Origin of the sequence: Bosea sp. F3-2 (assembly GCF_008253865.1) — a bacterium.
Lineage (GTDB): Bacteria > Pseudomonadota > Alphaproteobacteria > Rhizobiales > Beijerinckiaceae > Allobosea.
In genome coordinates, this window is record NZ_CP042331.1 from 289856 (window position 1) to 307142 (window position 17287).

The following is a 17287-nucleotide window of genomic DNA, read 5'->3' on the forward strand; positions in this document are numbered from 1 at the left end:
TCTATTTCGGCGCGAGTGCGCGCGGCCTGACTCCCTTCACCGGGCCGGGTGGCAGCGGTTCGCCCGCATCCTGATTCAACGGCTTCAGATCCAGATTCGGTTTGGTCAGAAAGCGATTCAGGCTCGTGACGTAAGTCTCTGGCAGGCCGAAATGTTTTGCGCCGGCGATGACCGTCTCCATATAGCCGGGCTTGGGTTTCCCCGGATCGGCGGAGCGGCCGATATAGATCAGCGCGCGCTTGGCGCCGCCCGGCACGATCACCGGCTGGCTGATCTTGACATAGAGGCCGCTGGCGATGTCCTCGAATTTGTCGAGCCCCCGCATGTCGCCGAGCGAGCAGTCCCAGAGCACGCCATGGACCTCGTCGCGCGGATCGCGGATCGCCGAGGCGTAGCCGTCGCGGGTGACGATGAAGCGGTGACGCGGCAAGCGGGCGGGGCCGAGCGCGCGCGAGTTCGGGCAGCGTGCGGCCATTCCGGCCGGGTCCATGTTGAGGCCGTAGGCGAAATAGAGGGGCATCGGGGCCTCACGTCATTCTCGGGCGGAGCGCAGCGCAGACCCGAGAATCTCTCGCCGCATGAGGCGCGTTCCTCATGCCAAAGCCATCTCGTCCCGAGATGCCCGGGTCAAGCCCGGGCATGACGAGCAGCGATCGCCGCTCGTCACTTCGTCTTGTTGAACAGTTCCCGGCCGATCAGCATTCGCCTGATCTCGCTGGTGCCGGCGCCGATCTCGTAGAGCTTGGCGTCGCGCAGCAGGCGGCCGGTCGGGTAGTCGTTGATGTAGCCGTTGCCGCCGAGGAGCTGGATGGCGTCGAGCGCGACCTGCGTCGCCTTCTCGGCTGCGATCAGGATCGCGCCAGCGGCATCCTCGCGGGTGGTCTCGCCACGGTCGCAGGCCTTGGCGACGGAGTAGACATAGGCGCGGCAGGAATTCATCGCGACATACATGTCGGCGACCTTGCCCTGGACGAGCTGGAACTCGCCGATCGACTGCCCGAACTGCTTGCGCTCATGGACATAGGGCATGACCACGTCGAGCGCCGCCTGCATGATGCCGATCGGGCCCGCCGAGAGCACGACGCGCTCGTAGTCGAGGCCGCTCATCAGCACGTTGACGCCGCGGCCGACCTGGCCGAGCACGTTCTCCTCCGGCACCTCGCAATCCTGAAAGACGAGCTCGCAGGTGTCCGAGCCGCGCATGCCGAGCTTGTCGAGCTTCTGATGGGTCGAGAAGCCCTTCATGCCCTTCTCGATCAGGAAGGCGGTGATGCCGCGCGACCCGGCTTCCGGATCGGTCTTGGCGTAGACCACCAGCGTCTCGGCGATCGGACCGTTGGTGATCCACATCTTGTTGCCGTTGAGGATGTAGCGGTCACCCTTCTTCTCGGCACGGGTGCGCATCGAAACCACGTCCGAGCCCGAGCCGGGCTCGGACATGGCGAGCGCGCCGACATGCTCGCCGGAGATCAGCCCGGGCAGGTATTTGCGCTTCTGCGCCTCGTTGCCGTTGCGGCGGATCTGGTTGACGCAGAGGTTGGAATGGGCGCCGTAGGAAAGGCCGACCGAGGCCGAGGCGCGTGAAACCTCCTCGACCGCGACGCAATGCTCAAGATAGCCGAGCCCGGCGCCGCCATACTCCTCCTCGACTGTGATGCCGTGCAGGCCGAGCGCACCCATCTCCGGCCAGAGATCGCGCGGGAACTGGTTGGTGCGGTCGATCTCCTCGGCGCGCGGGGCGATCTTCTCCTGCGCGAAGGCATGAACGGTGTCGCGGATGGCGTCGGCGGTCTCGCCGAGGTCGAAGTTGAAGGGGCGCGGCGCGTTGGCAAGCATGGCGGAACCTCCCGGAAGATCGTTGGGAGCGGGGCTCCCTTTGCCCCTGTTATAGCCGTCCGGGGCCGGGGCGTCAGTGTGCAGCCGCGCCCGGCGCGGTTTGGCGTCGATGCCTTAGCCCGGGCTGCCGTTGACATCGCCGGCATACCATTTCGGCTGCGGAGGCGGGATGTTGCATATCCTATCCAGGGGGATAGGATATGGTGCATGAGTCATGCAATGGATCCCGACATCATCAACCGCCTGCGCCGCGCGCAGGGCCATCTCGGCACCGTTGTCGGAATGGTCGAGGCGGGCAGGGTGGTTCCCGAGGTGGTGCAGCAGCTCCAGGCCGTCGAGAAGGCTCTGGAGAAGGTCAAGTCGCTGCTGATCTTCGACCATATCGAGCATCACCTCTTCGACCACGCCCAGGCCGCGACGCCCGAGGCGCGCAAGTCGATCGAGGAGCTCAAGGCCCTCACCAAATATCTCTGAACGCCGCGGAGCGCAGCGATGCCGCACATGAACAGCTTTCCTGCCCAGCACGAACACGTCTTTCTCGGCAGTGCGCATGATCGCCACGAGCGGCGCACCTGGCTCGTCGTCGGCCTGACGGCCGTCACCATGGTCGCCGAGATCGTGGCCGGCACGGTCTTCGGCTCGATGGCCCTCGTCGCTGATGGCTGGCACATGTCGACCCATGCCGCGGCGCTCGGCATCGCAGCCTTCGCCTATCGCTTCGCGCGGCAGCATGCACGCGACCGCCGCTTCAGCTTTGGAACGGGCAAGCTCGGCGATCTCGCCGCCTTTGCCAGCGCGCTATTGCTGATGTTCATCGCGCTCGCGGTCGCCTGGGAGTCGGCGCTGCGGCTCTACACGCCGATCGCGATCGACTTCACCCAGGCGACGGCGGTTGCCGTGCTGGGGCTTCTGGTCAATCTCGTGAGTGCCTGGTTGCTGAGCGACGGGCACGACCATGATCACGGGCATAGCCATGGCGGCGCAGGCCATCGGAATCATGGCCATGATCACCACAGCCATGATCACCACGATCACGGTCACCACCATGCCCATGGCGGTCACGGCGCGGACACCAATCTGCGCGCCGCCTACATGCATGTGCTCGCGGATGCCTTCACCTCGATCCTGGCGATCACGGCGCTGCTCGGCGGCCGCTTCTATGGCTGGGTCTGGCTCGATCCGGTGATGGGCATCGTCGGTGCCTGCGTCATCGCGCATTGGTCGGTCGGTCTGCTGCGCACTTCCGGCGCCGTGCTGCTCGACACCGTGCCGGACGAGGCGCTGGCGAAGCGCATCGGCGAGAGGCTCGCTGCCGAGGGGGCCGAGATCGCCGACCTCCATCTCTGGCAGGTCGGCCCGGGTCACCGCAGCGCGATCGTCTCGATCGTCACTGGCCAGCCCAAGCCGCCCGCGGCCTACAAGGCGCTGCTCGCCGATCTGCCGACGCTCTCGCATGTCACCGTAGAGGTGAACACGCACCCCGCCGCGGCGTGAAGGCAGCGGTCTTCGCATCTGTGCGGAGACCGCCCGCGGACGTTGCGGGGCACTCGGCTCGAAGCCTAGGATGGCTGCGGATGCACCGGGCCGGGAGGGCTCCATGAGCGGTCGGATTATCCTCGCGGCCTGTCTGGTCGTCGCGTTGGGCGGCATGGCCCAGGCGCAGTTCAAGCCGGAATCCGCCTATCGCGAGAGCGAGGCGGTGGCGGAGCGCTATCCCGATCCGCCTGTCACTTACACCACGCCGGCCTTCGCGCCGGGCAAGGCTGATTTCACCAGCCAGAGCGAAATGATGGCGTTCCTGACGGATCTCGCTGTCCGCGCGCCGCAGATGACGCTGTCGATCGTGGCGAAGAGCCAGGAGGGGCGCGACATGCCCGCCCTGGTGTTCACGCGCCACAGCATCGACGCGGTTGGCAAGGGCCAGCGGCCGGTGGTGATGCTGATCGGCCAGCAGCACGGCAACGAGCCGGCCGGCGGCGAAGCCATGCTGGTGCTGGCTGAGCGGCTGGGCACTGGCGATCTCGCGCCGCTGCTCGACGCGATCGATGTCGTGATCGTGCCGCGCGGCAATCCGGATGGAGCTGACCGCTTTCGCCGCGCCCTGACCGACGGGATCGATCCCAACCGCGACCACACGCAGCTGCGCACCCCCGAGATCCGGGCGATCGCCGAGCTGTTCACGCGCTATCGCCCGGACATCCTGCTGGATTGCCACGAATTCACGGTCGCCGGGCGCTGGGTCGAGAAGACCGGTGGGCTGGTCCGGATCGACGGGATGATCCAGGCCGCGACGGTGCCGAACCTCGCGCCGTCGCTGAAGCAGATCCAGGACGAGGTCGTGCTGCCGGCACTCCGCTCGGCCTTCGATACGGCCGGTGTCACCTATGACTGGTATCACACGACCGACGGCGCCAACCCGGCCTCGCCGGTGGCAATGGGCAGCATCGGCGCCGATACCGGGCGCAACGTCGCCGGATTGCGCAATGCGGTCAGCCTTTTGCTGGAGACGCGCGGTGTCGGGCTTGGCCGGGCGCATCTGGCGCGGCGGGTCCATTCCCATGTCGTTGCCGCCGCGGCGATGCTCAGGCTCGCCGCCCAGCGACCCGGCGAGATCCTGGCGGCGACGCGCCGGGCAGAGGCCGAGGTCGTGGCGATCAAGCCGGGCACGCCGTTCATTGTCACGGCGCGGCAGCGGCCGGAGCAGCGCAAGCTGATCTTCATCGATCCGGCAACGGGACAGGATCGCGTGGTCGAGGTGAAATGGCTCTCCTCCCTCGACATGGACACCACGCTGACGCGCCCGCGACCCGCTGGCTATGTCCTGCCTGGGAAGGCTAGCGATGCGATCGAAGCGCTGCGCCGGCTCGGCCTTACGACGCAGACAATCGCCAAGGCGGCAACGGTGGCGGGCGAGCGCTACCGGGTCGTCAAGGTCGAACTCGGCGCCAAGGAGGACGGGCGTGGCGACGATACCGGCGCCGGGCAGATCGTGAAGGGCAGCTATGCCCTCGAACAGGCTTCGATCCAGCTCGAGCCCGGCGATGTCTATATCGGCCTCGATCAGCCACTGGCGGCGCTGTTGCCGGTGATGCTGGAGCCGGAAAGCCAGGCCGGGCTCGCGGCGAATCGTGTTCTGCCCGTGGTGGAAGGCGGGATGCTCGACGTGGTCCGCATCACGGAGCGGCCAGCCGCGGCTCTCGCAGGGCCATGACCTAGAGCCGGATCCGATCAGGTTGAATCAACCTGATCGGTGAAGCCGTCTCTAAGCTATTGATAGAGAACGCGTGATCCGACCAGATTGCGTTGCAATCCGGTCGGCGCGTGCTCTCGAGGTTCAGTCGCCGATCACGCCGCGGCGGCGCAGCAGGATCAGCGTGAACAGCGCGGCGCTGATGCAGGACAGAGTCACGAAGGCCGCGCCGAAATCCGACTCGACCCAGGGCAACCCCTTCACATTGATGCCGAACAGGCCGGTGATGAAGGTTGCCGGTAGGAACAGCGCCGTCAGCAGCGAGAGGACATAAAGCTGTCGGTTGGTGCGGCTGGCCGAGCGGGCGGCGATTTCGTCCTGCAGCAGCCGGGCGCGATCCTGCACGGACTGGACATCATGGTGCAGGCCATCGATGCGCTGGAGCAGCCGCATGGCCGCAGCCTTGACCGCATCGGGGGCGCTACGGCCGGACTGCGTCTCGGCGAAGCGGCGGAACAGCACATGCAACCCGCTGAGCTGCCGGTGCAGGCGGACGGCTGTCCGGCGCACCGCGCCGACGCGCTGCGGCCCGTCATGCAGCCGATCAAGCAGGATGTGATCCTCGACGCTGTCGGTCTCGTCGACGAGACGGACGACGGCATCGGTGATGTCGTCGATGATGTATTCGATGATCTGCTCGAACAGCCCGGCAGGGCTCGCGGCCGGCTCGCCGCGATCGAGCGCTTCCGCTGTCATGCGGATCGAGTGCAGCGCCTCGCGGCGGCCTGTCAGCAGGAACCTGTCGCCGATGATCCAGCGCAGCGCCCCGACATCCTCCGATTTGTCGGCGATGTCGCGGATCAGGTCGTGCGAGACGCCCCAGGCGAGGTTGGCCGAATGGTCGAGCCGCTGGTGCTGCTCGTGTGAGAGGAACGCTTCCTGCGTTGCGTCCGGCAGGGGCTGTTCACCGATCCAGCTCTGCGCCCGCGTGTGGACGAGGTCGAGATGCAGCCAGACGAAGCCTTCGGCTGGAGTGAGTTCCGGCAAGGTGTCGCGCGGAACCCGGTTCGGCAGCCCCTCCTCATCGAAGCGATAGGCCCAGATGATACCGGACTGGGATTGGACGTCGCTCGGCATGCCCTGCTTCCGCTGCCGCCGCGAAGTGCTGGGCGGCGCGGCGCCTAAGGGCGCTGCGCATGTGACAACGGCGTGACGGCCGCTGTCTGTGGCTTACTCGTTGCGGTTGGCGGCGGTGCGCGCAGGCGGGATGCGCCCTGGAGGCGCGAAGCGAAGCTGCGTACCGCCCGCGGCTCCCGGCGCGCGGGCGCCGGCCGGTGTCGGCAGCGCCCTCTGTTCGGCAATCTTCGGCTCGCCGCCGTGCCATTTGCGCGATCCGATGTCGAAGCGGCCTTGGCGCCAGGCTTCGAACTCGCGCTCGCTGCCGAAGAAGGCGTTGCGATCGACATCGCCGGAGATGCCGGGCACGCGCCCGGTGGTGGTGAACTGCCAGAATTCCCAGCGATCCCGGGCATAGCGCTTGGCCAGCGGCGCGGCGGTCGAGCGCAGCCAGAACGGGTAATCCTTGAGTTCGCCCTCCAGCACATCCTCGTGGAAATTGATATCGGTGTAGATGATCGGCTTCTTGCCGGTGTGCTCACGCAAGCCCTTCAGCATCTCGGTGATCTTGGCGAGCGCCAGCTCGCGCGAGATCTTGCGGGTGCATTGCGAGTCGTTCTGCCATTCGACGTCGAGGACGGGGGGCAGCGCATCAGGGTCGCGCGGGATGTGCTTCTTGATCCAGCGCACCTGATCCTTCGCGGAGCGGCACCACCAGACGAAGTGATAGGCGCTGCGCGGGATTCCGTGCTTTTTCGCCTCCGACCAGTTGCGCTTGAAGTTCGGATCGAGGTGGTCGCCGCCCTCTGTCGCCTTGATGAAGGCGAAGCGGGTCCCGGCGTCCTTGACCCTCGCCCAGTCGATCTCGCCCTGCCAGCGCGAGACGTCGATGCCCTGGATGGTCTTGCGCCGCGCGTCGCGGACGCCGTGATGCGGGGCGCTGTCGCCCTTCTTCGGATAGAGCGCCAGTGCCGGCTCGACAAAGCAGGTCAGAAGCACCGCAAGGGCAAGGGCTCCGAGGCCGGTCCGTCTGCTGGTCAGCTTGCCCGCTGGCATGTGTCTCTCCCGCATCACAGGTCCAGATGGCGGGAGCGTGGTTAAGCAGCGGTTAGAATTGCCGCGCAGTCTAACGAAGAGTTTCAGCCTTGGTTAATCGCGGGGCCGGCGGGCCGCTTAGTCGTCGAGGTCGGACGCCTGAACCGTCCTGGCGGCCACGCGGTTCGGCTGGAAGGCGGAGGCGACGGAGGGAACGCTGCCCGGGATGCGCGCGACCGGCACGTCGCTTGGCTCTTCCGGTGCCGGGCCGGAAGCAGGAGCCGGTGAGGGAGGTTGCTGGGGAGCAGGGGCCGCCGCCAGTTGCGGACCCGCCTCCCGCTTGTCCCAAGTGCGCGTGCCGATGTCGTATTCGCCGCGCAGCCAGCTGGCGAAATGGCTTTCCGAGCCGAAGAAGGCGTTGCGATCGACATCGCCCTTGATGCCGGGGACGCGGCCGGTGGTCGTGAACTGCCAGAAGGCCCAGTTGCGGTTGCTGTAGCGCACTTCCGGCAGGGCCGCCGTCGAGCGGATCCAGTAGGGATACTCGTTGAAATGCCCTTCCAGGACCTCGCGGTGGAAGGTGATGTCCGTATAGATCACCGGCTTCTTGCCGGTGAGCTGCTCCAGCTCCCTCAACATGAGCTGGATCTTCTCGCGCGCCAGCTCGGGGGCGATCTTCTGCGGGCAGGTGCGGGAGTGGCCGTTCCACTCGACGTCGAGCACCGGCGGCAGCGCATCGGCGTCGTTGGGGATCTGCTGCTTGAACCAGACCGCCTGCTCGTGCGCCGGACGGCACCAGTAGACGAAATGGTAGGCGCCACGCGGGATGCCGGCGCGACGCGCGCCTTCCCAGTTGCGCTGGAAGGCAGGATCGACATGGTCGCCGCCCTCGGTCGCCTTCATGTAGACGAAACGGGTGCCGGCCGCCTTGACCGAAGCCCAGTCGATCTCGCCCTGCCAGCGCGAGATGTCGATGCCGTGGACCGGATAGCTATGGGCCGCAGCAACGCCGGGGTGAGGGCGCGCATCGCCCTTCGACGGATAGTTGTCGAGCGCCACGCAGCCGCCGAGGACCGCGAAAGCGGCGGCAGCCAGAAAGGGCAGGAGGCGGGAGCATTGCATGCGGCGGGAGTTCATCTCGCGGAGAATTGCGGAGAATGCTTGACGGGCGGTTTACGTTACCAAAGTTCTGCCGCCTGTCAGCCCAATCCGTGGCAGCTCCGTGATTCGGCCGTGCGACCTATCCGATTCGTCGTTGCTGCAGAGCGTGAAGGTTTCCTCGCAACGCTTTGCGATGTAGCCGGAAACACGAAAGGCGACCCGAGGGTCGCCTTTCGCTGGACATCGTCCGAATATGGTGCGGTCGAGAGGACTCGAACCTCCACGGGTCTCCCCGCTACCACCTCAAGGTAGTGCGTCTACCAGTTCCGCCACGACCGCAGCTCGGTTCCGGTTGCGGGCGGTGCATCCGGTGAGCGGCGCCGATCTAGCAAATCGAATCCGTCGCCACAAGAGTGTCATTGTGGAAAAACGAACGATATCGAATTTTCCCCAGAATGAGCCGGTTCAGGCGGCCTCGGCGACGCTCTGCAGTGTGTAGATCGTCGGACGCTTCAGCATCTGGGTGATCTCGACGGAGATCCTCGCGCCGCTGACCACGACGATTCCCTTGGCGAAGGGGTGGTTGTTGGCGAGAATCTGGACTTCGTCGGTCTCGCTGGCGTTGAGCTCGATGATGGCGCCGCGGCCGAGTCGCAGCAGCTTGTAGATCGGCATCTGGGTCTGCCCCAGCACCACGGTGAGCTCGACAGGAACGAGATCGAGATCGGCCTTCAAGTCCTGCCTCCGGAGCCCTACTTCAGAATTGGACCAGCGAAACTTGCCTGCCTGCCGGTTTTCGGCGCATCAGGCTTGCCGATGGCCGCGCCGGACCTCGCCGGCCGGGAAAGATTGAACGGAACATGGTTAAGCCATGGTGAAGATGCGTGAGGAACTGGCCGTCTCCTTCCTGCCGGAGGCGGTCTCCGAGCCAGTCGAATGGGTCGTGGCCGAAGGGCTGACGGGCTATGACGAGGCGGTCGCCGAGATGGAGCTGCGCGCGGGCCTGATTGCCGACGGCAAGGCGCGCGAGCGCGTCTGGCTGGTCGAGCACCCGCCGCTCTATACGGCCGGCACTTCGGCGCGCGACGAGGATCTGATTGCGCCGGAGCGCTTCCCGGTCTTTCGGTCGGGGCGGGGCGGGCAGTTCACCTATCACGGCCCCGGCCAGCGCGTGGCCTATGTCATGCTCGACCTGAAACGGCGTCAGCCGGATCTGCGCCGCTTCGTCGCCGCGCTCGAAGGCTGGCTGATCGGTGCGCTCGACGATTTCAACATTCGCGGCGAGCGGCGCGAGGACAGGGTCGGCGTCTGGGTGCGCCGGCCCGAGAAGGGCACTGGGACCGAGGACAAGATCGCCGCGATCGGCATCCGCGTGCGCCGCTGGGTTTCGTTCCACGGCATTTCGTTCAACGTCGATCCCGATCTCTCGCATTTCGACGGCATCGTGCCCTGCGGCGTCAGCCAGCATGGCGTGACCTCGCTCGTCGATCTCGGTCTGCCGGTGACGATGCCGGAGGCCGATTCGGTGCTGCGCGAAGCCTTCGAGCGCGTGTTCGGGCCGACGGTTTTGGCCTGATTGGCCGTCCGGTGAGGCCCCGCTCTCCCGTCATTGCGAGGAGCGAAGCGACGAAGCAATCCAGGGGGACTGGGTTGAACGCTTCAGCCCAGTCCCCCTGGATTGCTTCGCTGCGCTCGCAATGACGGGAGAGCGGGGCCTCGCCCCGTGCATCGATGCGGATTTGCGCGGGGGCGTCCGTGCCGGTTGGCGTTTTCGATAGGGCACGCCATAACCTCGAGCCAAGGATTGTCGTCGAGGGAGCGCGCCCGTGCCTGTCATCGAGAGCAAGGTCGATCTGAATTCGGCCGAAACGCGCGCCAATGCCGAAGCCTGGGCAACTCTGCGCGATGAACTGCAGGAACGGCGCGCAACCGCCGCGCTCGGCGGCAACGCCAAATCGCGCGAGCGCCACACGGCACGCGGCAAGCTGCTGCCCCGCGAGCGCGTGCTGCGCCTGACCGATCCGGGCTCGGCCTTCCTTGAGATCGGTTCGCTCGCCGCCTTCGGCATGTATGAGGGCGATGTCCATGGCGCCGGCATGATCGCCGGCATCGGGCGCGTGGCGGGTCGGGAATGCATGATCGTCTGCAACGATGCGACGATCAAAGGCGGTACCTACTATCCGATGACGGTGAAGAAGCATCTGCGCGCCCAGGAGATCGCGCGCGAGAACCGTCTGCCCTGCATCTATCTCGTCGATTCCGGCGGCGCGAACCTGCCGCACCAGACCGAGGTCTTCCCCGACCGCGAGCATTTCGGCCGCATCTTCTACAATCAGGCGACGCTCTCGGCCGAGGGCATCCCGCAGGTCGCGGTGGTGATGGGATCCTGCACCGCGGGCGGCGCCTATGTGCCGGCGATGTCGGACGAGACGGTCATCGTCAGGAAGCAAGGCACGATCTTCCTCGGCGGCCCGCCGCTGGTGAAGGCCGCGACCGGCGAGGTCGTCTCGGCCGAGGATCTCGGCGGCGCCGATGTCCATGCAAGGCTCTCGGGCGTTGCGGATCACTATGCCGGCGACGACACCCATGCGCTCGCCATCGCCCGGCGCATCGCCGGCAACCTCAACAGCGTGAAGCGGCCGGACATCGACATCGCCGAGCCGGTCGAGCCGCTCTATGACCCGACCGAGCTCGAAGCGGTCGTCCCGACCGATCTCAAGAAGCAGTACGACATTCGCGAGGTCATCGCGCGCCTCGTCGACGGCTCGGAGTTCGACGAATTCAAGAAGCTCTACGGCACGACGCTGGTGACCGGCTTCGCCCGCATCCACGGCATCCCGGTCGGCATCATCGCCAATAACGGCATCCTGTTCTCGGAAAGTGCACTGAAGGGCGCGCATTTCATCGAATTGTGCTGCCAGCGGCGCATCCCGCTGCTCTTCCTGCAGAACATCACCGGCTTCATGGTCGGCCGCGATGTCGAGACGCGCGGTATCGCCAAGGACGGTGCCAAGCTCGTCACCGCCGTCGCCTCCGCGCGGGTACCGAAGATCACGGTGCTGGTCGGCGGCTCCTTCGGCGCCGGCAATTACGGCATGTGCGGGCGAGCCTATTCGCCGCGCTTCCTCTTCACCTGGCCGAATTCGCGCATCTCGGTGATGGGTGGCGAGCAGGCGGCGAGCGTGCTCGCCACCGTGCGCCGCGACAATATCGAGGCCGAGGGCAAGAGCTGGCCGGCAGCGGATGAGGAGGCGTTCAAGGCGCCGATCCGCAACCGCTACGAAGAAGAAGGATCGCCCTACTTTGCGACGGCCCGGCTCTGGGACGACGGCATCATCCTGCCCTCCGAGACCCGCCGCGTGCTGGCGCTGGCCTTCTCTGCCACACTCAATGCCGAGGTGCCCGAGACCAGGTTTGGCGTGTTCCGGATGTGAGGAGCGGAGAAATCCGCTTCCGGCAGCCGGGTCGCCCGATTTCCAGGAGGCGCAGCATGGACCGATTCACCGGTGGTTGCCGATGCGGAAACGTTCGCATCGTGGCCTCGGGGCGGCCCTACCGGGTCGGTCTTTGTCACTGCCTCGATTGCCGCAAGCAGCACGGGGCTCTATTCCACGCTTCCGCGGTGTTCCCTCAGGACGCCGTGACGATCGATGGCGAGACCCGCGATTATGCCGGGCGGTTCTTCTGTCCCCGCTGCGGCTCGCAGGTTTTCGCCCGCAGTGCCGACGAAATCGAGGTGAATCTGGGGTCCCTGGACGCTCCCGACCAGCTGATGCCGACCTACGAGCTCTGGACCGTCCGTCGCGAGTCCTGGCTGCCGCCGTTCCCGCTCAAGAGGCGATACGAGCGCGATCGCGATGCCACGAGCCGCTCCGAGGAATAAGGTTCGCGTAGCGTGGCGACCAGGACGTCCGCGTTGCGCGCCTCAGCCCAGCGTAAATGCCTCGTGCACCGCGCTCTGCACGCCGCCGCCCATGATCGGGCCGCCGCCGGCGACGTGAATCGCATCGCCGACCAGTGCTGCGCCGAGGCCGTGGCGGGGCGTCGGCATCGGCGCGTACTGCTCCCAACCATCGGCCGCCGGATCATAGGCCTCCATCTGACCGAAGACGCGGTTGGTGCCTTCCCCACCCATCGCGAAGACCTTGCCGCGATAGAGCACAGCGCCATGGCCTGAGCGGGCGGTGGGCAGGGGTGCGCGCATCGCCCATTTATCCGTCGCCGGATCATAGGCGTGGTGCAGATTCGAGTTGGTGTGGAAGGAATCGACGCGCCCGCCGATGACATGGATCAGATTGCCGATGGCGAGCGTGCCGGTGTGGTCGCGCGCCGTTGGCATGGGCATGCGCTTGTCCCAGCGATCAGCCTTGGGCTCATAGGTCAGGTGCCAGTCGATCGATTTCTTGGTGTCGAAGGTGTCGCCGATGGCGCCGCCGATGACGTGGAGGCGGCCGTTCAGCCCGACGACCCCGGCCGAGCCGACCGCATTGGGCAGGGAGGCGATCTCGGCCCAGCGATCGGCCTTGGGGTCGTAGACGAAGCAGCGCGGATGCGGCTTGCGGTTCTGCTCGAGGAAGCCGCCGATGGCGTAGAGCTTGCCATCGAGGAAGGCGACGCCGACATGGTTGGCGCCGAGCGGCAGCGGCGCCGCATCGCTCCAGCGGTCGGCCGTGGCTTCGTAGACATGATGATAGGGTCGGTCGACGCGCTGCTCGGCATAGCCGCCGACGACGTGCATCTTGCCCTCGAAGGCCGTGGCCCAGGCCATCTCGGAGCGCGGCAGCGGCAGCGGCGCCTGCGGGCTCCAGCGGCCGGGCGAGGCCGCTTTCGGCGCCGGCGAGTCGAAGACGTTCTGCGTGGCGGCGAGCTCGGGCTTATCGATCAGCCCCGGCTGGCTCAGCCGCTCATATTGCGGGCCATGGTGCTCATGGCCCGGCTGCTGGGCGAGCGCCGGGCCGGCGAATGTGGCGGCGCCGGCAGCAAGCAGGTGGCGGCGGTTCAGGCTGGTCATCGCGTCGTCCTCCCGACTACAACGATAAGGCAGAGCTGGCGGGCGGCAAGCGCATGAAGGCCGGGCGGCCGCACAGTTCCCCCGAGCGGTTCCAGCCGCTATGGTCGTGCGCCATCTCAAACGATTTAAACCGCAGGAAACGCGAGGAAACGCATGTCAGGGCATAACAAGGTCGCGATCATCACCGGAGCCGGCTCGGGCGTAGGGCGGTCGGTCGCCATCGCCTTCCTGAAGGACGGCTACCGTACCGTGCTGGCCGGGCGTCGCGTGGATGCGCTGGAGGAGACGATCGCACTCTCCGGCGTCGACAAGAGCCGCGCGCTCGCGGTTTCGACCGACGTGACCGACAAGGCCTCGGTCGAGAACCTGTTCGCAAAGGCCAAGGCGGCCTTCGGCCGGGTCGACGTGCTGTTCAACAATGCCGGCGTCAACGCGCCGGGCGGCGTGCTGCTGGAAGACCTTTCGCTGGAGGACTGGCAGAAGGTCGTCGACACCAACCTGACCGGGCCTTTCCTCTGCACCCAGGCTGCCTTCAAGGCGATGAAGGAGCAGGAGCCGCGCGGCGGGCGCATCATCAACAACGGCTCGATCTCGGCGCAGGTGCCGCGGCCGAACTCGGTGGCCTATACCGCGACCAAGCATGCGATCTCGGGCCTGACCAAGACCGCCTCGCTCGACGGGCGCAAATACGACATCGCCGTCGGCCAGGTCGATATCGGCAACGCGCTGACCGACATGGCGCAGAAAATGACGACCGGCGTGCCGCAGGCGGATGGCTCGATCAAGGTCGAGCCGGTGATGGATGTCGATCACGTCGCCTCGACCGTGCTGCATATGGCCGGCCTGCCGCTGGATGCGAACATCCTCTTCGTCACGGTGATGGCGACCAAGGCCCCGCTCGTCGGGCGCGGGTGAAGTCTCACCGAACCAACAGCCGTCATTCCGGACGCAGCCCTCGGGTCCGATCTTTGATCGGCCCAAGGGTAAACTCCGCGGAGAGCCGGAATCCATCGTAGAGTGATTGCCTTACGATGGATTCCGGATCGGCGCGGCTTCGCCGCTTGTCCGGAATGGCGGGGTTTTGGAATGGCTGAGGCGTGGCAAGACGTGGATGGTCGGGACAAGCCCGATCATGACGGGGGAGGCGGAGCGACGGCCCCGAACCCCGCCGTTGCCCGCGCCTATACGCTGACGATCTGGGGCATTGCGCTCGGTATCCTGATCCAGGCGGCGGTGACCGTCGTCTGGGCCCTCGCCATCGGCAACGCCCAGCTCTTCAAGGACGCCGTCGACTGGGTCTACGACGTCGCGCTTTACGGCATCGCCGCGCTGGTCTTCGGCCGCGATGCGCGGGCCGAGCGGCTGGCGGCCATCGCGATCGGCGCGATCATGGCCGTGGCCGGCTTCCACTCGCTCTACGACCTCTGGGACAAGATTGTCCGCCCGCGCCCGATCGAGATCTGGACGCTGGGCTTCGCAGCGGCGAGCGCCATTATCATCGCGCTGCTGGTCATCGCCGCGCTCTGGCGCTTCCGGCGCGAAGGCAATCCGGTGATCAAGGCGACCTGGCTGTCGAGCCGCAACGATGCGATCTCGACGACAGGTTTTGCGCTGGTCGGGCTCGTGGCGCGCGTCGCGCCAGTGCGCTGGCCGGAATATCTGTTCGACCTCTTCGTCGCCGGGCTCGCCTTCCAGGCGACATGGGCGATCTGGCGCTCGCTCAGAGCCGGATCTGATCAAGTTTCTTTAACTTGATCGGTCAATCCGTCTCTCATGCCAATGCGGGGCGCGGATTCGGAAGCGGCCCAAACCAGTTTGCACAACAAGGCGCAGACAGGAGCGGCGAGCGGGCTATAAAGGCGAAAAGCCTTTCAAGGATGCCGCCGCCATGACGATCGCCGCCAAGCTGCCCTCCATCCTGATCGCCAATCGCGGCGAGATCGCCTGCCGGGTCATCCGCACTGCGAAGCGGCTCGGCCTGCGCACCATCTCCGTCTATTCGGATGCCGATGCCGAGGCGCTGTTCGTGCAGATGGCTGATGAGGCCTACCATATCGGCCCGGCCCCGGCCCGCGAGAGCTATCTCGACGCTGCCAAGATCCTCGCCGTGGCGAAGGAGGCAGGCGCCGCCTGCATCCATCCTGGCTATGGCTTCCTCTCCGAGAATGCCGAGTTCGCCGATGCCTGCGCGGCGGCGGGCATCGTCTTCGTCGGCCCGCCGGCCTCCGCCATCCGGGCGATGGGGCTGAAGGACGCTGCCAAGGCGCTGGTCGAGAAGGCCGATGTGCCGGTGGTGCCGGGCTATCACGGTGCCGAGCAGGATTCCGGCTTCCTCGCCGGGGAGGCGGAGCGGATCGGCTACCCCGTGCTGATCAAGGCGGTCGCCGGCGGCGGCGGCAAGGGCATGAAGAAGGTCGACAGGCCTGAGGATTTCACCGATGCCCTGACCAGCGCCCAGCGCGAGGCCTCGAGCGCCTTCGGCGATGCCCGCGTGCTGGTCGAGAAATACGTGCTCTCGCCACGCCACGTCGAAATCCAGGTCTTTGGCGACAGCCACGGCAATGTCGTCCACCTCTACGAGCGCGACTGCTCGCTGCAGCGTCGCCACCAGAAGGTGATCGAGGAGGCGCCGGCGCCGGGGATGACGCCGGAAGTCCGCGCCGCCATGGGCAAGGCGGCGACGGAGGCGGCGAAGGCCGTCGGCTATGTCGGGGCCGGGACTGTCGAGTTCATCGCCGATGGCCGCGACGGCCTGCGCGCCGACCGCTTCTATTTCATGGAGATGAATACGCGCCTGCAGGTCGAGCATCCGGTGACGGAGGCGATCACCGGGCTCGATCTCGTCGAGCTGCAGCTCAAGGTCGCGGCGGGCGAGCCGCTCGGCTTCACGCAGGCCGATGTCGCGGCGAAGGGCCATGCCGTCGAGGCGCGGCTCTATGCCGAGGATCCTGAAAAGGGTTTCCTGCCCTCGACCGGCAAGCTCTGGGCGCTGCAATTCGCGGACGGCGAGGGCATCCGCATCGACACCGGTGTCGAGGCCGGCGATACGGTGACGCCGTTCTACGACCCGATGATCGCCAAGGTGATCGCCCATGGTGCGACGCGTGACGAGGCGCTCGACCGGCTGGGCGCAGCGCTGGGCGAGACCATCGTCGCCGGCCCGCGCACCAATCTCGCTTTCCTCAAGAAGCTGACCGAGGCCGAGGGCTTCCGGACCGGGCCGTTCGATACCGGCTTCATCGACCGCAACATCAGCGCGCTCGGCGCCGAGCCGCAGCCGCTCGATGCGGCGGCCGTGGCAGCGGCCGCCTTGCAGCTCGAGGAAGAGCGGCAGGCGGCCGGCATGGTCGAGGCCGCCGGCCGGGCGGAGGGCGAGTCCCGCTCGCCCTGGCTCGACCCCGACGCCTTCTCGCTGATGCCGCGCCAGCCGCTCGGCCTGCCGCTGCTGGTCGATGGCGAGCGCATCGAGGCGCGGATCGAGTGGCATGGCGAGGATGCGCGCGTCAGCCTGCCCGGCCATGAGATCGGCGAGGGCGAGCATGAGATCGCGCTGGCCGAAGGCGAGGGCGGCACCTGGTTCGCGCTGCATCGCGGCCGGCAGACAGCCGTGTCGCTGTTCGACCCTTTCAAGGTCGATCTCGATGCGGCTGCGGGCTCCGGCGGTGTGATCAAGGCGCCGATGCACGGCAAGCTCGTCGCCCTCTTCGTCGCGCCCGGCGAGGCCGTGACCAAGGGCCAGCGTCTCGCCATCGTCGAGGCGATGAAGATGGAGCATGTGCTGACCGCTCCGCGCGACGGCACGGTCAGCGAGGTCTCGGGCGAGCCCGGCGCGCAGGTCGCCGAAGGCGCGAAGGTGGTGGTGATCGGCGAATAGTCGAATCGATGGAATTGCTTGTGGGTGCTTGCTGAAGTGCTGATTCAGTTTTGGGGTGACCGCGCGGGTGAGCCGCCTCGTCATCCCGGACAAGCGGCGAAGCCGCGCTGATCCGGGATCCATC

15 protein-coding genes, 1 tRNA gene and 1 pseudogene are annotated in these 17287 nt (G+C 66.8%); 9 read left to right on the plus strand and 8 right to left on the minus strand.

The annotated features are described in order from the left end of the window. Position 1: 1 nt before the first annotated feature. Together FQV39_RS01450 and FQV39_RS01455 are read right to left on the minus strand one after the other, a co-directional pair. Positions 2-520, minus strand: coding sequence for a gamma-glutamylcyclotransferase family protein (locus FQV39_RS01450; RefSeq protein ID WP_149128686.1), 519 nt, complete (start codon positions 518-520; stop codon positions 2-4). Positions 521-663: 143 nt separating this feature from the next. After that, positions 664-1836 (minus strand): isovaleryl-CoA dehydrogenase, encoded by a 1173-nt coding sequence (locus tag FQV39_RS01455; protein ID WP_149128687.1) that lies wholly within the window; start codon positions 1834-1836, stop codon positions 664-666. Between the two features lie 207 nt (positions 1837-2043). Between FQV39_RS01455 and FQV39_RS01460 the strand changes: the two genes are divergently transcribed. The 3 genes from FQV39_RS01460 to FQV39_RS01470 all read left to right on the plus strand — a co-directional run bounded on the left by FQV39_RS01460 (position 2044) and on the right by FQV39_RS01470 (position 5047). Beyond that, positions 2044-2310 (plus strand): metal-sensing transcriptional repressor, encoded by a 267-nt coding sequence (locus tag FQV39_RS01460; protein ID WP_149128688.1) that lies wholly within the window; start codon positions 2044-2046, stop codon positions 2308-2310. A 27-nt stretch (positions 2311-2337) separates the two neighbouring features. Then, positions 2338-3330, plus strand: coding sequence for a CDF family Co(II)/Ni(II) efflux transporter DmeF (dmeF, locus tag FQV39_RS01465; RefSeq protein WP_149128689.1), 993 nt, complete (start codon positions 2338-2340; stop codon positions 3328-3330). Positions 3331-3433: 103 nt separating this feature from the next. Beyond that, complete coding sequence (locus FQV39_RS01470; protein ID WP_187640137.1) at positions 3434-5047, plus strand: M14 family metallopeptidase; 1614 nt, start codon at positions 3434-3436, stop codon at positions 5045-5047. Positions 5048-5170: 123 nt separating this feature from the next. Here the strand turns inward: FQV39_RS01470 and FQV39_RS01475 are convergent, their stop codons facing one another. The 5 genes and pseudogenes from FQV39_RS01475 to FQV39_RS01495 all read right to left on the minus strand — a co-directional run bounded on the left by FQV39_RS01475 (position 5171) and on the right by FQV39_RS01495 (position 9013). Then, positions 5171-6163: a CorA family divalent cation transporter gene (locus tag FQV39_RS01475; protein ID WP_149128691.1), complete on the minus strand. Its 993-nt coding sequence runs from the start codon at positions 6161-6163 to the stop codon at positions 5171-5173. 93 nt (positions 6164-6256) lie between these two features. Continuing rightward, positions 6257-7198, minus strand: a complete 942-nt coding sequence (locus FQV39_RS01480; protein ID WP_248313200.1) for a glycoside hydrolase family 25 protein — start codon at positions 7196-7198, stop codon at positions 6257-6259. A gap of 342 nt (positions 7199-7540) precedes the next feature. Then, a pseudogene (locus tag FQV39_RS01485) lies at positions 7541-8314 on the minus strand (glycoside hydrolase family 25 protein); the annotation flags it as partial. A gap of 218 nt (positions 8315-8532) precedes the next feature. Further along, a tRNA-Leu gene (locus tag FQV39_RS01490) sits at positions 8533-8617 on the minus strand. A gap of 126 nt (positions 8618-8743) precedes the next feature. Next, positions 8744-9013, minus strand: coding sequence for a FliM/FliN family flagellar motor switch protein (locus FQV39_RS01495; RefSeq protein ID WP_149128694.1), 270 nt, complete (start codon positions 9011-9013; stop codon positions 8744-8746). A 136-nt stretch (positions 9014-9149) separates the two neighbouring features. On the opposite strand from FQV39_RS01495, the gene lipB reads away from it, so the two are divergent. From lipB to FQV39_RS01510, 3 genes are all read left to right on the plus strand, one after another. Next, positions 9150-9854: a lipoyl(octanoyl) transferase LipB gene (gene lipB / locus FQV39_RS01500; RefSeq protein WP_149128695.1), complete on the plus strand. Its 705-nt coding sequence runs from the start codon at positions 9150-9152 to the stop codon at positions 9852-9854. Between the two features lie 250 nt (positions 9855-10104). Further along, the gene (locus FQV39_RS01505; protein ID WP_149128696.1) at positions 10105-11712 is read left to right on the plus strand and encodes a carboxyl transferase domain-containing protein; all 1608 of its coding nucleotides are present in this window, start codon (positions 10105-10107) and stop codon (positions 11710-11712) included. A 56-nt stretch (positions 11713-11768) separates the two neighbouring features. Continuing rightward, positions 11769-12161 (plus strand): GFA family protein, encoded by a 393-nt coding sequence (locus FQV39_RS01510; RefSeq protein ID WP_149128697.1) that lies wholly within the window; start codon positions 11769-11771, stop codon positions 12159-12161. 42 nt (positions 12162-12203) lie between these two features. On the opposite strand, the gene FQV39_RS01515 is transcribed toward FQV39_RS01510, so the two are convergent. After that, positions 12204-13289 carry a Kelch repeat-containing protein gene (locus FQV39_RS01515; protein ID WP_149128698.1) on the minus strand — a complete coding sequence of 362 codons (1086 nt, stop codon included), beginning with the start codon at positions 13287-13289 and terminating at the stop codon, positions 12204-12206. A gap of 153 nt (positions 13290-13442) precedes the next feature. Here FQV39_RS01515 and FQV39_RS01520 point away from each other — a divergent pair, with 153 nt between their 5' ends. From FQV39_RS01520 to FQV39_RS01530, 3 genes are all read left to right on the plus strand, one after another. Next, on the plus strand, positions 13443-14204 hold the full coding sequence (locus FQV39_RS01520) for an SDR family oxidoreductase (RefSeq protein ID WP_149128699.1): 762 nt from the start codon (positions 13443-13445) through the stop codon (positions 14202-14204). A gap of 192 nt (positions 14205-14396) precedes the next feature. Next, complete coding sequence (locus FQV39_RS01525; protein WP_248313201.1) at positions 14397-15044, plus strand: cation efflux transmembrane domain-containing protein; 648 nt, start codon at positions 14397-14399, stop codon at positions 15042-15044. 133 nt (positions 15045-15177) lie between these two features. Further along, positions 15178-17163, plus strand: coding sequence for an acetyl-CoA carboxylase biotin carboxylase subunit (locus FQV39_RS01530; RefSeq protein WP_149128701.1), 1986 nt, complete (start codon positions 15178-15180; stop codon positions 17161-17163). Positions 17164-17287: the final 124 nt, after the last annotated feature.